This window comes from Streptomyces sp. NPDC027189 (assembly GCF_055566975.1).
Window position 1 is genome coordinate 77,531 of sequence record NZ_JBVHRI010000014.1, and the last position, 17,836, is coordinate 95,366.

Here is a 17,836-nt window from a genome sequence, read left to right on the forward strand (position 1 = left end):
GGGCGCTGTCAGGCTCCGCAGTGGGGCAGCCCGCCGCAGAGCGCGACCATGTCCTCGAAGGCGCCCTGCACGTCGACGGGTGCCGCGGGGGAGGCCCCGTGGCACTCGGCGTAGGCCCGTACCAGGTTGCCCACCAGCCGTTCACTGTCGAGGAGTTGGGCGTACGGTCCGGGTCCGGCCGCTCGTGCCAGCTCCAGGGGATCGAGCCCGTCGGCGATGCCCGCGCGCGCCAGCTCACGGACCCAGCGCAGATAGTCCGCGTTCGCGTCGAGCAGCTCGGGGCCGCAGAGCGAGCCGTGCCCGGGTACGACATGCAGCGGTTCGAGCGCCCGCAGCCGGTCCAGCACGCGCAGCGATCCGGACAGCGATCCCATGAGCACGAAGGGTGTTGCGCCGGAGAAGAGCAGGTCCCCGGCGAAGAGAACCCGCTGGTCGGGCAGCCAGACGACGGTGTCACCGGCCGTGTGCCCCGGGCCGAGGTGCATGAGCTCCATGCGCACGCCTGCGGTCGGCAGTGTCATACGGTCCCGGTAGGTGACATGGGGCTCGGTCACCTGTACATGCCCCCAGTCGACCTGCGGCCACAGGCCGGTCAGCGCCAGGCCGTGTTCGGCCATCTCCGCCGCGGCACGCTCGTGGGCCACGATGGTGGCGCTCGGGGCGAAGAGGTGATTGCCGAAGGTGTGGTCGCCGTGGCTGTGCGTGTTGACCACGGTGGTGACCGGGCGTGGGCCGAGGGTGCGGACCGTCTCCCGCAGCAGACGTGCCCGCGCTTCCGTCGCCGCGGTGTCCACGAGCACGGTGCCTTCGCGGCCGACCACAATGCCGGCGTTGTTCAGACACCAGCCGCCGTCCGGCTGGAGGTAGGCGTACACGTCCTCGGCTAGCTGTTCTACCTGGTACTTGATGAGGGTGTTTCGGGTCACAGTGTCCATGTCAAGCTCCACAGGGTGGCGTCACGGACAGGAGAACCGAGTACGCCACAGAATCACTCAAGAGCTCACAGCGCCGCTCCGCGCCGGCATGAAATTGATTGAAAAATCCACGAGACCGGTTCGCGGGGCGCTGAATCGAATCAACAGACTTCCCACCTTCGGTTTTTCTTCGCCTTAACAGAAGGACACCAGGTCAACACATGGCGAACCCACCCGAAAAACATTGACATACCGCTCGCCAACTCTTGTAGCATTCAAATTGCGATGAGACACCGCGCACTTTCAACGGGGGAGCGAAGGGTGAACATTGGAATTCTGGGCCCCTTGATCGTGCGGTCGAGCGGTGGCAACGCCACACCCTCCGCACCCAAGCCACGGCAGTTACTGGCACTGCTGGCGACCCGGATGGACCAAGCGGTCTCCATGGACCTGCTGATCGACGAAATGTGGGAGGGCCGGCCTCCGGCCAGCGCGGTGACCGTCGTGCAGACCTACATCGTGCAGTTGCGGCGAGCACTCGCCGACACCTTGCAGATCCGCTCCGCCGAGGTCGCCGACGTGGTACTGCCCTTCACGGGCTGGGGGTACCGCCTGGCGTCAGGTGCGGATACGACGAGTGACGTAACGGCGTTCCTGCGCTGCGCCGAGCTGGGACGCGACGCTCTGGCCGCGGGGGCGAACGACCAAGCGGCCGTGATGCTCCGCCGGGCGCTGCGCATGTGGCGCGGACCGGCGCTGGCGGGCGTTCGGCTCGGGCCGCACCTGCTCGCACACCGCACCCATCTCGAGGAATGCCGCTTGGCGACCGTCGAGCAACGCGTGGAAGCGGATCTGCGACTCGGATATCACCATGAATTGATCAGCGAATTGTCGGGATTGGTCCTGCAGCATCCGCTCCACGAGAATCTTCATTCCCTCTTCATGGTTTCGCTTTACCGGTCGGGGCGGCCCGCGCAGGCCCTCAGCACGTTTCAGGATCTTCGAAAGAATCTCCGCGACGAGCTGGGGATAGATCCTTCACCGCGCATAAACAGTCTCCATCAGGCAATTCTTGTGGCCGATCCCTCACTCGACGCGGAAATACAGTCCAGACTGTTCAGGCTGGAGCTGGACCTGCCGTCGGGGCGGGTTCTCTGAGACCGTCGGCGGCCGGCCGATCCGCTAGTCCAAGCCGCGCTTCCCCGGTGTCCAGTACGGCTTGACCAGAACGGACCTGCGTGGCCACCCGCGTTCCCTCACCAGCTGATCCCGTACGGCCTGGCAGGTGCGAGCCTCGCCGGCGAGGTAGGCGACCCCGGGTTCTTCGGGCAGGTCGAGCTCCCGAACGGCCGCGACCAGCGAGGCGGACCGGACGGCGGACGCGCCTCCGCGGAAACCCCACGTCAGATCCGAGGACCTCGGCAGCGGCAACCGGTCCTGCGGGCCGGCGACTTCGATGGTGCCGTGGACACGGGCGCTGTCCGGCAGCGCGCGCAGCATCGCGCCGAAGGCCACCGACGCTGTCTCCTCCCCGACGAACAGGTGGTACGCGGCCGACTCGACGGTGCCGAACCTCCCCTCGGGTTTGCGGAAGGTGACCTCGTCCCCCACCCGGAGAGAACCGGACCAACGGGCACCGGGACCGTCCCCGTGGTCGAGGACGCACAGCTCCAGCCCTTCCCCGTCGTACGACCACACGGAGTAGGTCCGCAGCACATCGCGCAGGGCACCGGCCCAGAGCGGGGCGTGCACATCCTTCACGTGCACCCTCACGTGCTGGCCCGGGATCCAGTCCAGCCCGCGCACGTTCCGCCCGGCGATACGGATCAGACGCATGCGTGGCGTCGCCTGCTCGAGATGCTCGACCCGTCCGCGTACGAAGTACAGGTGGAGCAGCGGGTCGAGCAGGAGGTCGACCGGACGGCGCCGAACCGGGTTCGCTTCGGGTGGCATCCACATGCTCCCTGGTTGTTGGGAAGAACGGGTCGGATCCGGATCGGCGCCGACTATGAGGAACACCCCGCCCGCAGCGGCTCACCGGACTCCGCGCACGGGGCCGCGTCAAGAACCGCCTGCCGCAGAGTGCGTACGCGCGGTGAAGGGTCGATTCCCAGTGCCTCACGGAGATTCGTTCGCAGCAGCTCGAAGGCGTCGAGGGCGCGGGCAGGCTGTCCGGCGCGGTAGAGCGCGATGATGAGGAGCGCGCAAAGGTTCTCGTGGAGCGGATATCGCGCCACCAACCCCGTCAGTTCGTCGATCAGTTCGTGATGCCGTCCGATGCGCAGATCGGCCTCCACGCGCTGTTCGATGACGCCGAGCCGGCTCTCCGTCAGGCTGGTCCGGTGCGCCAACAGGTGCGCCCCCACGTGCACATCGGCCAGCGCGGGCCCCCGCCAGACCTGCAGCGCCCGGCGCAGCAGCGCGGATGCCCGGTCGTTCTCGCCATTGAGCAGCGCTCGTCGGCCCTCCTCCGCGTACTGGGCGAAGACGCTGGCGTCCGACCGTTCACGGTCGACGACCAGTCGGTATCCCCAACCGGTGAACGGGAGTATCTCGCGGGTCACTTCGGCGGTGCTGGCCCCCTGTGCGCGGGCAAGCGATTGGCGCAGCTGCATGATGTAGGTCTGGACCACGGTCAGCACGCGGGCCGGCGGGTTGTCCTGCCACAATTCGTCCACCAGAAGGTCGACGGGAACCACCAGGCCGGCCCGGGCGGCCAGCAAAGCGAGCAACTGCCGCGGCTTGGGGGCGGTCGGCACCGCCTGTCCACCGGTGGACCGTACCGTCAAGGGGCCAAGGATTCCGATGTCCACTGTGCTCGCCTCCCCGCGTACCGGGGCGACCTCACCGACCGGGTGGCAGGGCGGCTGCGCTGTCGCCCCGCACGTCGGCCGAGCCGCCCCGCATCCACTTACTCCGGCAGGTCAACGGTGGGCCGTTGCCCGGATATCACGTGGTCGAAGTCGAATCCGAGGTCGTCGAGAATGGCCCGGGCGCCGGCCCTCGCTCCGCCGGTGACCCCTGATCCGGGGTGTGTGGACGGCCCCACGAGATAGAAGCCCTCCGCGGGCAGCCGGTAGCCCATATTGGGTATCGGCCGGTAGCCCATGAACTGGAAGAGCTGCGAACCGAAGTGGCCCGGGTCGCCGTTCGGCCACGACGCGTTGAACCGCTCGCCGTCCACCGGACTGTCGATCACCTTGCCCAGTACCTTGTCGGGGCCCATGTTCGTAGTCAGACCGCAGAAGGTCTCGAATACGCGGTCGAAGAGTTCTTCCTTGCGCTCGTCCCAGCTCCCCTGGTCCAGTTCGAGGGGGGCGTAGCTCAGCAGGTACAGGGTGTGCTGCCCGGCGGGCGCACGGGTGGGATCCCAGGCGCTCGCCACGGCGATGCTCGGCATATTGCTGATCGGAACGCCGTACTTCAGGCCGTCGAAGGTCCGCATCAGCTCGGGCAGCGGAACCGCGATCTCCTGGAAGCCCGCGCTGCCCACCTCGGGACCGGCCTTGAAGACGGGCGCCTCGCTCAGCGCCAGATGTCCGGTCAGCAAGGCGAAACTGACCGGTTTGATCCGCCTCACCTTGCGTTCCCAGTCGGCCCCGAAGCGGTGGTCGACCATGTCGGGCAGCTGTTTGATGTTCACGTCGGCGACCACCGCCCTCCGGGCCTCGATGCGTTCGCCCGAGCGCAGTACGACCCCGGTCACGCGGTCGCCCGCGAAGAGGAACCTCTCGACGGGTGCCGCGGTCCGGACGGTCCCGCCGAGCTCCTCCAGTGAGTTGACCAGCGCGGTCGTCAGGGATCCCGATCCGCCGACCGCGTAGCCGAGCCCATAGCGGTGGATCACCGGCACCATCATCAGCAGGAAGGCGCCGGTGCCGCCTTCTTCGGGTGCGGCCAGGATCTCCGAGACCCATCGGGCCAGCGCGGCCCGGACCTTCGGGCTCTCGAACCACTCGTTGACCACGTCCAGGTAGCTCATCATGAGCATGCGGAGCAGCTCCTGGCCGACCTCGGTCTGGTCCAGGGCGGCGAAGAACGCTCCGAGCGGGGGCGGCGGTTCGAACAGACCCGCCATGAGCATGTCCAGCAGCTGATCCGTGAACGCGTGGAAGCGCAGATAGCTCTCCGCGTCCCGCGGCGAGATCCTGGCGATCGTCTCGGCCGTCTTGCGTACGTCCCGGTAGAAGGCGATGTAGTCGCCGTCCGCGAAGGTGACGGCGATGCTCGGGTCCGGGAACACGTACTCGAGTCCGTGCCGCGACAGCAGGCCGAGCTCGTCGTCGCGGATCAGCGGATTGCCCTGGATGAAGATGTGCGCGATCGCGTGCAGATCGTGGTGGAACCCGGGCAGGGTCACCTCGCGTGTGATCACGCCGCCGCCCACGTAGTCCTTCGCCTCCAGCACCACCACGTCCAGGCCCGCCTTGGCGAGGTAGGCCGCGGCCGTCAGCCCGTTGTGACCGCCGCCGACCACCACCACGTCATGCTGCGTCATGGGAAGTCCCCTCGACCTCGGCCGCGCGCGGCGGCGCGCCGTTCCCGCGATCGCGCTGGAAGCCCCCGTCGATGTCCCAGACGGATCCGGTGACATAGCTGCTGACATCACTGTCCAGCAGGTTCACGGCGGGCCGCGCGATCTCGTCGGCGGTCGCGATCCGCTTGATCAGGTTCGTTGCGATCACGGAGTCCTCGAGACCGGGTATGTGCTGGGCCCCGAGGCGCAGACCAGGAGTGTCGGTGATGCCCGCGCACACGGCGTTGACCCGGATCCCAAGGGGCGCCAGTTCGATCGCCCAGGTGGGCACGAGGTAGTGCAGTGCCGCTTTGGTGGCTCCGTAGATGCCCATTCCGGGCGTCGGTTGGCGGCCGATGGACGACGAGACGACCACGGCGGAGGCACCTGGACGCTCCGCCATCGCGGGCACTGCCGCGTTCATCGTGGCGATGGTGCCGCGCAGATTGACCGTGATCACTCGGTCGACCTCGCTGATGGGCTGCTGCGCGAGAGCTCCCGGGATCAGGATCCCCGCGTTGCAGACCAGCAGGTCGAGGCCTCCGTGCACATCGACCGCGTGGTCCACGGCGCGCTGCGCCGATTCCGCGTCCGCCGTGTCACCGGCGACCCAGGTTGCCCAGGGGCCCAGCCGCTCGGCCGCGGCGGCCAGCGGTGCCTGCCTCCGTGCCGTCAGCACAACCTGTGCGCCTGACTCGATCAGCGCTGCGGCGATGGAGAACCCGATGCCTTCGCTCGCGCCGGTGACCAACGCGACCTTCCCTGCGACGGCCATCTCAGACGGTCCTCCGGCGACGCTGGTGCCCAGACTCTGCGTACTGCCCATGCGGGCGGATGGCCGGCATCTGATCCGGCATGGCTTCCCCTTCCGGAGAGTGGTCCTTACGACTGTGCGTCGGCGGGCACGCGCTGCTTGCGGCGGCGCCGGGAGGCGGCCGAGAGCAGCCTGCCGTCGCGGGCGTTGAGTGCCAGAAGCGTGATGTTCACTGCGCCGCCGATGAGTTCGACGGTCTGGATCAGCGAGAACTGCGTACCGAAGTCACGTTCCGCGGCCATTGACTGCAGGGTGACGGCGCACGGAACGAGCACCAGGAGTCCCACGGCAGCGGCCACCGCCGTGCGCCGCTGCTTGCGGCGGACGAGGGGGGCGCTGCGGCGGCCGCTGCTCAGTGAGCGGCCGGAAGCCCCGGCGATCGCCATGCTCGGCACGAGGACGGTCAGCGCCAGGGCGATGGCCGTCTTGACGATCGAAACGGCGTGCTCGTCGCCGAAGACCTCGACGACGACCGAGGAGGTGAAGAACAGCGTGATCAGCGAGAGTGCGAGCACTCCGGCGGCGGCGTGCACACGTGATTTCACGATCTTCTCCCCAGTGCGATGGACGAGACGGATCTTCCTGAGGTCTCGTTGTGCGTCGATGGGGGCCGCCGACCTCTCAGGGAGGTCAGGGACTCCCGGTGGACTCCAGGTTTTCGATGACGCGCGCGATCGTGCTCAGCAGCGCGGCAGTCTCCGAGGCGTCGAGACCTCCGGTCGCCAGATCGTTGACCTCGTGTGCGGCGGCGATCAGAGGCTCCTGAAGCTCACCGGCACGCTCGCTCAGCAGCACCTGTGCCTGGCGTTTGTCCCGCGGATCCGGGACGCGGTGGATCAGTCCGTCCCGCTCCATCCGCTGGAGGGTGTACGCCATCGTCGGCTGCTCGATCTGTACGCGATCGCAGAGCTCCCGCTGTGTCAGTCCGTCCTGCTCGTAGAGCGCAAGCAGTTGGGCGAACTGGCCGGGCACGACCCCGTATCGCTCGATCCTCAGCCGCAGGGCGCGCTCCAGCAGGCGCGCGAGGTGGTTCACCTGGTATCCGAGCGATGCCTCGCGTGACAGCTGCTGCGACTGCCGGGTAGCTACGCCCTCGGGTTCGACCGCCACCGCCACCTCCGTGCACAGGTACTACCGAGTCGATTACCCCATAGCTTGCTATGTATGTCAACGCGGCCGGCCCGCTGCGCCCGGACGGGGTCAGTCCGCCACGACTCCGAGCTGCTCGGACATCCAGTCACAGAAGCGCGGGATGAAGTCGCCGAAGTAGTTCGTCGCGACATGGCGCTCGCCGGGATAGCGGATCAGTTCGGTCGTGCCCGCGGCCCAGTCCAGCATCCGTTCGCAGGACTCGATCGGAATGATCGTGTCGAGTTCTCCGTGGATGGCGAGCAGCGGTATCCGCAGCGGCGGGACGTCGCGCAGGTTCAGCGACGTACGGGCGAGCTCGTCCATCGCGGCGTCGTCGGCCTGGTCGAAGACGAACCGGAAGTCCTTCTTCACCATCGCGTTGACGTCGCGGTAGCTGTCGTGATCGAAGCCTCCGGAGAGGTTGACGCACGCCCGGAAGCCGGGGACGGTCGCGGCGGCGCGCGCGGCGAGATAGCCGCCGAAGCTCACTCCGAAGATCCCCATCCGGTCGGCGTCCACGTCCGGCCGCCGCACGACGTGCTCCATCACGGCGGCGACGACCCGCTCGAAGTCGACCTTCATCGGTGTCCTGCCGATGTGCACGCCCTGCCCCGGCCCGTCGAAGACGACCGCGCCCATGTCACGGGCGATGAACTCGCGGGCGAAGGCGTAGAGTTCGACCTCCTTTGCCGAGTCGAGGCCGTTGACCAGTACCACGCACGGCCACGGGCCTTCGCCGCGCGGCAGCATGAGATATCCGGGTACGTCGAGTCCGTCGCTGGTGACGTTCAGCGGGTGTACCACCTCGTCCAGATACGGGATGGCCCGCTCGAACACCTCGGTGACCCGGTCCCGGCTCTCCCACTTGGCCTCCGCGTCGTCGAAGTAGAAGAACTCCGCGTAGTGGTGGCAGGCGGCGGCCTTGCGCTGTGCGGTGCGGGCGGTCTCCAGATGGCCGGCCGCCAGTGACTCGTCGGCGCGTCCCTCGTAGTGCACACCGAGCGCGGACCACCGACGGTGCCAGTCGGCCCAGTCCTCGTGAGTGCTCTCCTTGCGCAGGTCCTTGAGCACCATGGTGATGTCGCCCCAGTCGAGGCCGGCCAGGCCGAGCCGGCTGAAGAACAGCTCACAGTTCTCGAACGTCGCCGCCGAGATCCCGTTGCCGGCGTTCCTGGGCCCCCACGCGTCGCGCAGACTGTCGCTCGCGGCGCCGTCCACCTCGATGTCCCGGTCTGCCTCGAGCCACTCCTTGAGCGCGGTGAGCACGTTCTCGGTGGTACGGAAGAGCGCGTCGGCGATGTCGGACGCGCTCTTCGTGTCGTCCTGGCGCGGGACGAAGGTGTGCACGATGACGAGACGTGCGGCGCCGTCGGCCGGCTCGATGGTCCAGCTGCCGTCCATCGCGGCGATCGCCGGGGGCAGCGTCACCATCCGGAAGTCGATACGGAACTGGTCGGGGCGGTACCGCCGGTGCGAACGAACGCTGTTCTCACCCAGCTCGTTCACGACCCTCATGTCCATCACCACCTCGTTGGCGCCGACTTCGGTGCGGCGGACCTCACGGGTGGTGGGGAAGATGCTGGGCCAGCGCTCGATGTCCGTGCACGAGCGCCAGAGGCGGTCGGCCGGGACACCGATGACCACGGTGTTGACGACGGAGTTCTTCACTTCGGATGCCGTGTGCGTACTCAAGGAGTCCTCACATCGCGTCGATGGTGCCGGTCTCGTGGTTGCGTCCCGTTCCGCTCCGGGAACCGGGGTGCGGCGAGGTGAACGCTCTCGGGCTTCGCTCAAGGACGACTACAAGCCGACTCAAGAGCGCCTCGACCCAGGTCGGACGACCGCACGAGTGCGGCCCGAGGACCGCTTGAGCGGTCCTTGACCCGTCCTTGAGGGGGCGTCGGTCTGCTCGGTGCGCCGAACCGGTCGTCAGGCCGGCGGCCACCGAGCAGACCCACGTCCCCGCGCACCGTCCCGGAGCGCGGCCGAGACGGGGACCTGGCCACGAAAGGCAACCCACATGTCAGCGACGGACTCATCTGTGGACGCCCGCCGCACAGGCGGGCCGGGAGGCACGCCCCCGGGCCCGCGCCGGGTGGTCATCACCGGCGTGGGCGTCATCGCGCCCGGCGGCACGGGCACCAAGGCGTTCTGGGATCTCATCACTTCGGGGCGCACCGCGACCGGGCGCATCTCCTTCTTCGACCCCGCCGCGTACCGCTCCCAGGTGGCGGCCGAGTGCACCTTCGACCCGGCGCAGCAGGGCCTGACGCCCCGCGAGATCCGCCGTATGGACCGGGCGACGCAGTTCGCGGTCGCCGGGGCCCGGGAGGCCGTGCGGGACAGCGGCCTCGACTTCGGAACGCCGGACCCGGCACAGATCGGCGTGACGATCGGCAGCGCGGTAGGCGCCACCATGGGGCTTGAGGAGGAGTACGTCGTCCTGAGCGACAGCGGGCGCAAGTGGCTGGTCGACAACTCCTACGGAGTGCCGCATTTGTACGGGCACTTCGTGCCCAGCAGTATCGCGGCCGAGGTCGCCTGGGCCGTCGGCGCCGAAGGTCCGGCCGCCGTCGTCTCGGCCGGCTGCACGTCCGGCATCGACTCGGTCGGCTACGCCCGCGATCTGATCGCCGAGGGCAGCGTGGACATCATGGTCGCCGGTGCGACCGACGCCCCGATCTCCCCGATCGCGGTGGCCTGTTTCGACGCGATCAAGGCGACCACGCCGCGCAACGACGAGGCGGAGCACGCCTCCCGGCCGTTCGACAGGAGCCGCAACGGCTTCGTGCTCGGCGAAGGGGCCGCGGTCTTCGTACTGGAGGAGTACGAGCACGCCCGACGGCGCGGGGCCCATGTCTACGCGGAGATCGCCGGCTTCGCGTCCCGCTGCAACGCCTTCCACATGACCGGACTGCGGCCGGACGGCCGGGAGATGGCGGTCGCCATCGAGACCGCCCTGGGCGAGGCCCGGACGAACCCCGAGGACGTGTCCTACGTCAACGCGCACGGCTCCGGCACCAAGCAGAACGACCGCCACGAGACCGCCGCCTTCAAGCGCAGCCTCGGCCGGCACGCGTACAGCGTGCCGGTGAGCTCCATCAAGTCGATGATCGGGCACTCGCTCGGAGCGATCGGCTCGATCGAGATCGCGGCCTGTGCGCTGGCCATCGAACACGGTGTCGTGCCTCCCACCGCGAATCTGCATACCCCCGATCCCGAGTGCGATCTCGACTACGTCCCGCTCGTCGCCCGGGAACAGCGCGTGGACACGGCCCTCACCGTCGGCAGTGGATTCGGCGGGTTCCAGAGCGCCATGGTGCTGACGCGCCCCACGGAAGGGAGCGCCGCATGACCGGGAATGCCGTGGTGACGGGGCTCGGCGTGGTCGCGCCGAACGGCCTGGGCACAGAGGAGTTCTGGACGGCGACGCTCAAGGGCATCAGCGGCATCGACCGCATCACCCGTTACGACCCGAGCGGCTACCCCTCGCCGCTCGCCGGAGAGGTGCTGACCTTCAACGCGGCCGACCACCTGTCGAACCGCATGCTCCCGCAGACCGACCGCATGACACAGATGGCCCTGGCCGCGTCGGACTGGGCCCTCGCCGACGCCGCCGTGGACCCGGCGACGGTGCCGGAATTCACCATGGGCGTGGTGACCGCCAGTGCCTCCGGGGGCTTCGAGTTCGCCCAGCACGAACTGCAGAAACTGTGGAGCAAGGGCCCCGAACACGTCAGCGCCTACCAGTCGTTCGCCTGGTTCTACGCGGTCAACACCGGTCAGATCTCCATCCGTCACGGGATGCGCGGCCCCAGCGGCGTACTGGTGACCGACCAGGCCGGCGGCCTCGACGCGCTCGCCCACGCACGGCGGCACATACGCAAGGGCACCAGCCTCGTGATGTCTGGTGGCGTGGACGCCTCACTGAGCCCCTGGGGCCTGGTCTCGCAGATCACCACGGGACGCCTCAGCCGCTCCACCGACCCAGAGCGCGCCTACGCTCCCTTCGCCCTCTCGGCCGACGGGTACGTGCCGGGTGAGGGCGGAGCGATTCTCGTGCTGGAGAGCGAGACCGGAGCCCGGGACCGCGGCGCACGCGTCTACGGCACGCTCGCGGGGTACGGCGCGACCTTCGACCCCGCACCCGGCTCCGGCCGCGAACCCGGACTGCGCCGTGCCGTCGAACTGGCCCTGGCCGACGCAGCGGTGGCCCCACCGGACATCGACGTGGTCTTCGCGGACGCGGCCGGGGTCCGCGCACTCGACCGGGCGGAGGCCGAGGCCCTGGCCGCCGTGTTCGGCCCGTACACCGTGCCGGTCACCGCGCCCAAGACGATGACCGGCCGCCTGTACTCGGGCGCCGCGTCCCTCGATGTGACGGCGGCACTGCTCGCCATGCGCGATGCCGTCGTCCCGCCGACCCTCCACGTCCCGGACCAGGCGGCGGACTGCCCGATCGCCCTGGTCCGGGACGCCGCACGCGAAATGCCCGTACGGACCGCGCTGGTGGTCGCCCGCGGCCATGGCGGCTTCAACGCGGCGATGGTGCTGCGCGCTCCGGACGGCAACTGATCCGCCGCATCGACAGCGACTGATCCGCCGTATCAGCGGCGGCACGGATCCGCCGTGTCAGCGGCGGCACGGCAAGAGGCATACGAGAGTGAGGACATCATCCATGGCAGCACATGAGCTGACCCTGGCGGACCTGACCCGCATCCTTCGCGAGAGCGCCGGCGAGGACGAGGGCATCGACCTCGACGGCGACATCCTGGACACCACCTTCACCGACCTCGGCTACGACTCGCTGGCGCTGCTCGAAGCCGCCAGCAGGGTCGAGCGCGAACTGGGCGTCAAGCTCGCCGAGGACACCGTCGGTGAGGCCGAGACGCCCCGGCTCTTCCTGGCCCTGGTCAACGAGCCGGTCGCGGCGAACACGTGAGCCACGGGCCTTCCGGCCCCCCTCCCGGCCGGAAGGCCCGTACCCGTTTCAAGGCCCCACCCCCGCAAGACGGATACGAGGAGAAGACAGCATGGCGAACGACAGCGCCGGCGTGGTGATCGTCACCGGCGGCACCAGCGGAATCGGTCTGGCCGTCACCGAGAGCCTGGCCGAACACGGAGCGAAGGTGTTCCTCTGCGCACGCCACGAGGAGGACCTGACCGTCACCGTCAAGGATCTGCGCGAACGCGGCCTGGACGTGGACGGGGTCCGCTGCGACGTCCGGTCGCGCGACGAGGTGCGGGCCTTCGTCGAGGCCGCGGTGCGGCGGTACGGCACGATCGACGCGCTCGTCAACAACGCCGGCCGCAGCGGTGGCGGAGTCACCGCCGACCTCGCGGACGACACCTGGTACGACGTCATCGACACCAACCTCAACAGTGTCTTCCTGATGACGCGGGAGGTGCTCACCACGGGCGGTATGCGCGAGAAGCAGCGCGGCCGCATCGTCAACATCGCCTCGACGGGCGGCAAGCAGGGCGTCGTCCTCGGAGCGCCCTACTCCGCGTCCAAGCACGGAGTGGTCGGGTTCACCAAGGCGCTGGGCCTGGAACTGGCGAAGACCGGCATCACCGTGAATGCCGTCTGCCCGGGCTATGTCGAAACGCCCATGGCGCAGCAAGTGCGCACCAACTACGCGCGGATCTGGGATACGGACGAGCAGGCGGTACTGGAGCGGTTCGAGACCAAGATCCCGCTCGGCCGCTACTCCACCCCGCAGGAGGTGGCCGGCCTGGTCGGCTATCTGCTCTCGGATCTCGCGGCCTCCATCACCGCACAGGCCCTCAACGTGTGTGGCGGACTGGGCAATTACTGACCCCGCCACCCTCTTCGACTCGCTCCTCCCGATACGCCCGACACGAAGGACGTACGAACCATGACCGATGTGCGACATGCAGTCACCGTGTCCGCAACGCCCGAGGCCGTGTACGGACTCCTCGCCGACACCACCCTGTGGCCCGTGAACTTCCCTCCCACCGTCCATGTGGAGCAGCTGGAACGGGACGCGGAGGCCGAGCGCATCCGGATCTGGGCCGTCGCCGGGGACACGGTCAAGACCTGGACCTCCCGGCGGGAACTGGACCCCGAGGGCCTTCGCATCACCTTCCGGCAGGAGGTGTCCCAGCCTCCCGTCGCGGCCATGTCCGGTGCATGGATCCTCGAGCCGCTTCCGGACGGGGGAACGGAGGTGGTGCTCGAGCACACCTACCGCGCGATCGACGACGACCCCGACGCCCTTACGTGGATCGCCGACGTCACCGACCGCAACAGCCGCTCCGAGCTCGCGAACCTCAAGGCGCTCGCGGAGCAGGCGACGGACGGGGCGGAGCTGCGGCTGACCTTCGAGGACAGCATCGTCGTCGACGGCGAGGTGACGGATGTGTACGACTTCCTCTACCGAGCCCGGGAGTGGCCGGACCGGCTGCCGCACGTGTCCCGCATGGACCTCCAGGAAGACGAACCGGGCGTACAGGTCATGGAGATGGACACCATCACCGCCGACGGCGCCATGCACACGACCAAGTCGGTGCGTGTCTGCTTCGCCGATGAGCGCATCGTCTACAAGCAGGTCGTGGTGCCGCCGCTGATGACGGCGCACACCGGTGAGTGGCGCGTATCCGCTGTACGAGGCGGAGTCGCGGTGACCTCCCGGCACACCGTGGCGATACGCCCCGAGGCGGTGGCGGGCATCCTCGGCGAGGGTGCCACGGTCGCCGACGCCCGGGAGTTCGCCCGCACCGCGCTCAGCGGCAACAGCAGGATCACCTTGGAGCACGCCAAGGCCTTCGCCGAGCACAACACCGCCCCTTCGCAGGTCTGAGCAGGTGCGCATGGAGGGTGCCGTCGGTCGGCGTCGGCCATGTGCGTCGTGTGCCGCCCCGGCAGTGGGCACCCTCCCCCGACCGTCGATGTCGCCGAAAGCCTTGGAGTGGAACACCATGCGTACCGTTGAGCAGACCACCTCGGACATCCCGTCGGACATCCCATCGGACATCCCTGCGCAGACGACCGGGGCGAGCCTCCGAATCACCTCCGACCGCCCGGACGCACGGCACTCGGACGAAGGGCCCCCGGCCGAACGGACCCTGCACGAGCGGCTTACGGAGCTCGGCGACATCAAGGAGACGGCGCGCCGAGGACCGGACCCGGCCGCCACGGAACGTCAGCACGCCAAAGGCAAGCTCACGGCCCACGAGCGGATCGAACTGCTGCTGGACGACGGGTCGTTCACCGAGGTCGAGGCACTTCGCCGGCACCGCGCCACCGGCTTCGGCCTGGAACGCCGGCGACCGTACTCGGACGGGGTGGTGACCGGCTGGGGCACCGTCCACGGCCGGACTGTCTTCGTCTACGCACACGACTTCCGCATATTCGGCGGCGCGCTGGGCGAGGCGCACGCCGAGAAGATCCACAAGCTGATGGACATGGCGGCTGCCGCGGGTGTTCCACTGATCTCGCTGAACGACGGGGCCGGAGCCCGGATCCAGGAAGGCGTCTCTGCACTGGCCGGCTACGGCGGCATCTTCCGGCGCAACACCCGTGCTTCCGGGGTGATACCGCAGATCAGCGTCATGCTCGGCCCGTGCGCCGGCGGCGCCGCCTACTCCCCCGCGCTGACCGACTTCGTCTTCATGGTGCGCGGCACCTCACAGATGTTCATCACAGGACCGGACGTGGTCAAGGCCGTGACCGGCGAGGAAATCTCCCAGAACGGCCTGGGAGGCGCCGATGTGCACGCCACCACTTCCGGCGTTGTGCACTTCGCCTACGACGACGAGGAAGTCTGCCTGGAAGACGTGCGCTTCCTCCTCTCGCTCCTTCCCGCCAACAACCGTGAACTCCCACCCGCCGTGGAGTGCCACGACCCGGCCGACCGGCGTACCGAAGCACTGGTGGACCTGGTCCCCCACGACCCGGGCCGGGCCTACGACATGCGTACGGTCATCGAGGAGATCGTCGACGAGGCGGAGTTCTTCGAGGTGCACCCCGCCTGGGCGACGAACATCGTCTGCGCTCTGGCCCGGCTCGACGGTCATGTGGTGGGGATCGTGGCCAACCAGCCCGCCTCTCTCGCGGGTGTCCTGGACATCGAGGCATCCGAGAAGGCCGCACGCTTCGTCCAGATGTGCGACGCCTTCAACATCCCGTTGGCGACACTCGTGGACGTGCCGGGCTTTCTGCCCGGAGTGGGCCAGGAGCACGACGGAATCATCCGGCACGGCGCCAAGCTGCTGTACGCGTACTGCAACGCGACCGTGCCGCGCGTGCAACTGATCCTGCGCAAGGCCTACGGCGGCGCGTACATCGTCATGGACTCCCGCTCCATCGGCAGCGACCTGTCCCTCGCCTGGCCGACGAACGAGATCGCGGTGATGGGCGCGGAGGGCGCCGCCAACGTCGTCTTCCGTCGTGACATCGCGGCCGCCGCCGATCCCGAGGCGGTACGGCAGCAGAAGATCAAGGAGTACAAGTCGGAGCTGATGCACCCCTATTACGCGGCCGAGCGGGGCCTGGTGGACGACGTGATCGATCCGGGCGACACCCGGTCTGCGCTGATCCGCTCCTTCGCGATGCTCCGGAACAAACACTCCGACCTGCCGTCCCGCAAGCACGGAAACCCTCCGCTGTGACGAAGGGAGGCAGCCCGGACCACCGTACTCGTGAGAGGGAAGGCAGCCATCGTGCGCAAGGTGCTCATCGCCAACCGTGGCGAAATCGCTGTCCGCGTGGCCCGGGCGTGCCGGGATGCCGGGATCGCGAGCGTTGCCGTATATGCGGAACCGGACCGGGACGCGTCGCATGTCCGTGCGGCGGACGAAGCGTTCGCATTGGGCGGTGACACTCCGGCCACCAGTTACCTGGACATCGCCAAGGTGCTGCAGGCCGCCAAGGACTCCGGGGCGGACGCGATCCATCCCGGCTACGGCTTCCTTTCGGAGAACGCCGACTTCGCCCAGGCCGTGCTGGACGCCGGCCTGATCTGGATCGGCCCGCCGCCGCAGGCCATCCGCGACCTCGGTGACAAGGTCGCCGCCCGGCACATCGCGCAGCGCGCGGGCGCCCCGCTGGTGGCGGGCACCCCCGACCCGGTCTCGGGCGCCGAGGAGGTCGTCGCCTTCGCCCAGGAGCACGGCCTGCCGATCGCCATCAAGGCCGCCTTCGGCGGCGGCGGACGCGGCCTGAAGGTCGCCCGCACCCTCGAAGAAGTCCCCGAGCTGTACGAGTCCGCGGTCCGCGAGGCCGTCGCCGCGTTCGGCCGCGGCGAGTGCTTCGTGGAGCGCTACCTGGACAAGCCCCGGCACGTGGAGACGCAGTGCCTGGCCGACACCCACGGCAACGTGGTCGTCGTGTCCACCCGTGACTGCTCCCTGCAGCGCCGCCACCAGAAGCTGGTCGAGGAGGCCCCCGCCCCGTTCCTGTCGGACGCCCAGGTGGAGCAGCTGTACTCCTCCTCCAAGGCGATCTTGAAGGAGGCCGGCTACGTCGGCGCGGGCACCGTGGAGTTCCTGGTCGGCGCGGACGGCACGATCTCCTTCCTGGAGGTCAACACCCGCCTGCAGGTGGAGCACCCGGTCACCGAGGAGGTCGCCGGCATCGACCTGGTCCGCGAGATGTTCCGCATCGCCGACGGCGAGGAACTCGGCTACGGCGACCCCGAACTGCGCGGCCACTCCCTGGAGTTCCGCATCAACGGCGAGGACCCGGGACGCAACTTCCTGCCCGCCCCCGGCACGGTCACCGCCTTCGCCCCGCCCTCGGGCCCGGGCGTGCGCCTGGACGCGGGCGTGGAGTCCGGCAGCGTCATCGGCCCGGCCTGGGACTCGCTGCTGGCCAAACTGATCGTCACCGGCGCCACCCGCGCCCAGGCCCTGCAGCGCGCCGCCCGCGCACTGGCCGAGTTCCAGGTCGAGGGCATGGCCACCGCGATCCCCTTCCACCGCGCGGTCGTCAAGGACCCGGCGTTCGCCCCGGAACTGACCGGCTCGAACGCGGCATTCACGGTCCACACCCGCTGGATCGAGACCGAGTTCGTCAACGAGATCCCCGCCTTCGCCGCCCCGGCCGACGTCGAGGCCGAGGAGGAGCCGGGCCGCGAGACCGTCGTCGTCGAGGTCGGCGGCAAGCGCCTGGAGGTCTCCCTGCCGTCCTCGCTGGGCATGTCGCTGGCCCGCACCGGCCTGGCCGCCGGCGCCAAGCCCAAGCGCCGCGCCGCCAAGAAGTCCGGCCCGGTCGCCTCCGGCGACACCCTCGCCTCCCCGATGCAGGGCACCATCGTCAAGGTCGCCGTCGAAGAGGGCCAGGAGGTCAAGGAGGGCGACCTGGTCGTCGTCCTGGAAGCCATGAAGATGGAACAGCCGCTCAACGCCCACCGCTCCGGCACCATCAAGGGCCTGAGCGCGGAGGTCGGCGCCTCCGTCACCTCCGGCGCCGCGATCTGCGAGATCAAGGACTGAGGC

At 69.0% G+C, this 17,836-nt stretch carries 16 protein-coding genes; 8 read left to right on the forward strand and 8 right to left on the reverse strand.

Annotated features, from left to right (window positions below; all coding sequences use genetic code 11):
• Positions 1-8 precede the first annotated feature (8 nt).
• Positions 9-935, reverse strand: a complete 927-nt coding sequence (locus ACZ4RZ_RS29585; protein ID WP_467749105.1) for an MBL fold metallo-hydrolase — start codon at positions 933-935, stop codon at positions 9-11.
• Between the two features lie 264 nt (positions 936-1,199).
• On the opposite strand from ACZ4RZ_RS29585, the gene ACZ4RZ_RS29590 reads away from it, so the two are divergent.
• Positions 1,200-2,072, forward strand: coding sequence for an AfsR/SARP family transcriptional regulator (locus ACZ4RZ_RS29590; protein ID WP_467749107.1), 873 nt, complete (start codon positions 1,200-1,202; stop codon positions 2,070-2,072).
• Between the two features lie 24 nt (positions 2,073-2,096).
• Here the strand turns inward: ACZ4RZ_RS29590 and ACZ4RZ_RS29595 are convergent, their stop codons facing one another.
• From ACZ4RZ_RS29595 to ACZ4RZ_RS29625, 7 genes are all read right to left on the reverse strand, one after another.
• Positions 2,097-2,867, reverse strand: a complete 771-nt coding sequence (locus ACZ4RZ_RS29595; protein WP_467749109.1) for a siderophore-interacting protein — start codon at positions 2,865-2,867, stop codon at positions 2,097-2,099.
• Positions 2,868-2,920: 53 nt separating this feature from the next.
• The gene (locus tag ACZ4RZ_RS29600; RefSeq protein ID WP_467749111.1) at positions 2,921-3,703 is read right to left on the reverse strand and encodes an AfsR/SARP family transcriptional regulator; all 783 of its coding nucleotides are present in this window, start codon (positions 3,701-3,703) and stop codon (positions 2,921-2,923) included.
• 122 nt (positions 3,704-3,825) lie between these two features.
• Positions 3,826-5,412 (reverse strand): phytoene desaturase family protein, encoded by a 1,587-nt coding sequence (locus ACZ4RZ_RS29605; protein WP_467749113.1) that lies wholly within the window; start codon positions 5,410-5,412, stop codon positions 3,826-3,828.
• Positions 5,399-6,205, reverse strand: a complete 807-nt coding sequence (locus tag ACZ4RZ_RS29610; RefSeq protein ID WP_467749115.1) for an SDR family NAD(P)-dependent oxidoreductase — start codon at positions 6,203-6,205, stop codon at positions 5,399-5,401. Before ACZ4RZ_RS29610 ends, ACZ4RZ_RS29605 begins: the two co-directional genes overlap by 14 nt.
• A gap of 107 nt (positions 6,206-6,312) precedes the next feature.
• Positions 6,313-6,789 carry a hypothetical protein gene (locus ACZ4RZ_RS29615; RefSeq protein WP_467749117.1) on the reverse strand — a complete coding sequence of 159 codons (477 nt, stop codon included), beginning with the start codon at positions 6,787-6,789 and terminating at the stop codon, positions 6,313-6,315.
• An 85-nt stretch (positions 6,790-6,874) separates the two neighbouring features.
• On the reverse strand, positions 6,875-7,354 hold the full coding sequence (locus ACZ4RZ_RS29620) for a MarR family winged helix-turn-helix transcriptional regulator (RefSeq protein WP_467749119.1): 480 nt from the start codon (positions 7,352-7,354) through the stop codon (positions 6,875-6,877).
• A 90-nt stretch (positions 7,355-7,444) separates the two neighbouring features.
• A complete protein-coding gene (locus ACZ4RZ_RS29625; RefSeq protein ID WP_467749121.1) occupies positions 7,445-9,067 on the reverse strand; it encodes an alpha/beta hydrolase in 1,623 nt (540 codons plus the stop codon).
• A gap of 328 nt (positions 9,068-9,395) precedes the next feature.
• Here ACZ4RZ_RS29625 and ACZ4RZ_RS29630 point away from each other — a divergent pair, with 328 nt between their 5' ends.
• The 7 genes from ACZ4RZ_RS29630 (at position 9,396) to ACZ4RZ_RS29660 (ending at position 17,833) form a co-directional block, all read left to right on the forward strand.
• Positions 9,396-10,730, forward strand: coding sequence for a beta-ketoacyl-[acyl-carrier-protein] synthase family protein (locus ACZ4RZ_RS29630; protein ID WP_467749123.1), 1,335 nt, complete (start codon positions 9,396-9,398; stop codon positions 10,728-10,730).
• Positions 10,727-11,950, forward strand: a complete 1,224-nt coding sequence (locus tag ACZ4RZ_RS29635) for a ketosynthase chain-length factor (RefSeq protein ID WP_467749125.1) — start codon at positions 10,727-10,729, stop codon at positions 11,948-11,950. Before ACZ4RZ_RS29630 ends, ACZ4RZ_RS29635 begins: the two co-directional genes overlap by 4 nt.
• Before the next feature lie 103 nt (positions 11,951-12,053).
• Complete coding sequence (locus ACZ4RZ_RS29640; RefSeq protein ID WP_467749127.1) at positions 12,054-12,317, forward strand: acyl carrier protein; 264 nt, start codon at positions 12,054-12,056, stop codon at positions 12,315-12,317.
• A 91-nt stretch (positions 12,318-12,408) separates the two neighbouring features.
• Positions 12,409-13,194 (forward strand): SDR family NAD(P)-dependent oxidoreductase, encoded by a 786-nt coding sequence (locus ACZ4RZ_RS29645; RefSeq protein ID WP_467749129.1) that lies wholly within the window; start codon positions 12,409-12,411, stop codon positions 13,192-13,194.
• 60 nt (positions 13,195-13,254) lie between these two features.
• Positions 13,255-14,199: an aromatase/cyclase gene (locus ACZ4RZ_RS29650; protein WP_467749131.1), complete on the forward strand. Its 945-nt coding sequence runs from the start codon at positions 13,255-13,257 to the stop codon at positions 14,197-14,199.
• A 118-nt stretch (positions 14,200-14,317) separates the two neighbouring features.
• On the forward strand, positions 14,318-16,009 hold the full coding sequence (locus ACZ4RZ_RS29655) for an acyl-CoA carboxylase subunit beta (protein ID WP_467749133.1): 1,692 nt from the start codon (positions 14,318-14,320) through the stop codon (positions 16,007-16,009).
• Between the two features lie 51 nt (positions 16,010-16,060).
• Positions 16,061-17,833, forward strand: a complete 1,773-nt coding sequence (locus ACZ4RZ_RS29660) for an acetyl/propionyl/methylcrotonyl-CoA carboxylase subunit alpha (protein WP_467749405.1) — start codon at positions 16,061-16,063, stop codon at positions 17,831-17,833.
• The last annotated feature ends 3 nt before the right edge of the window (positions 17,834-17,836 follow it).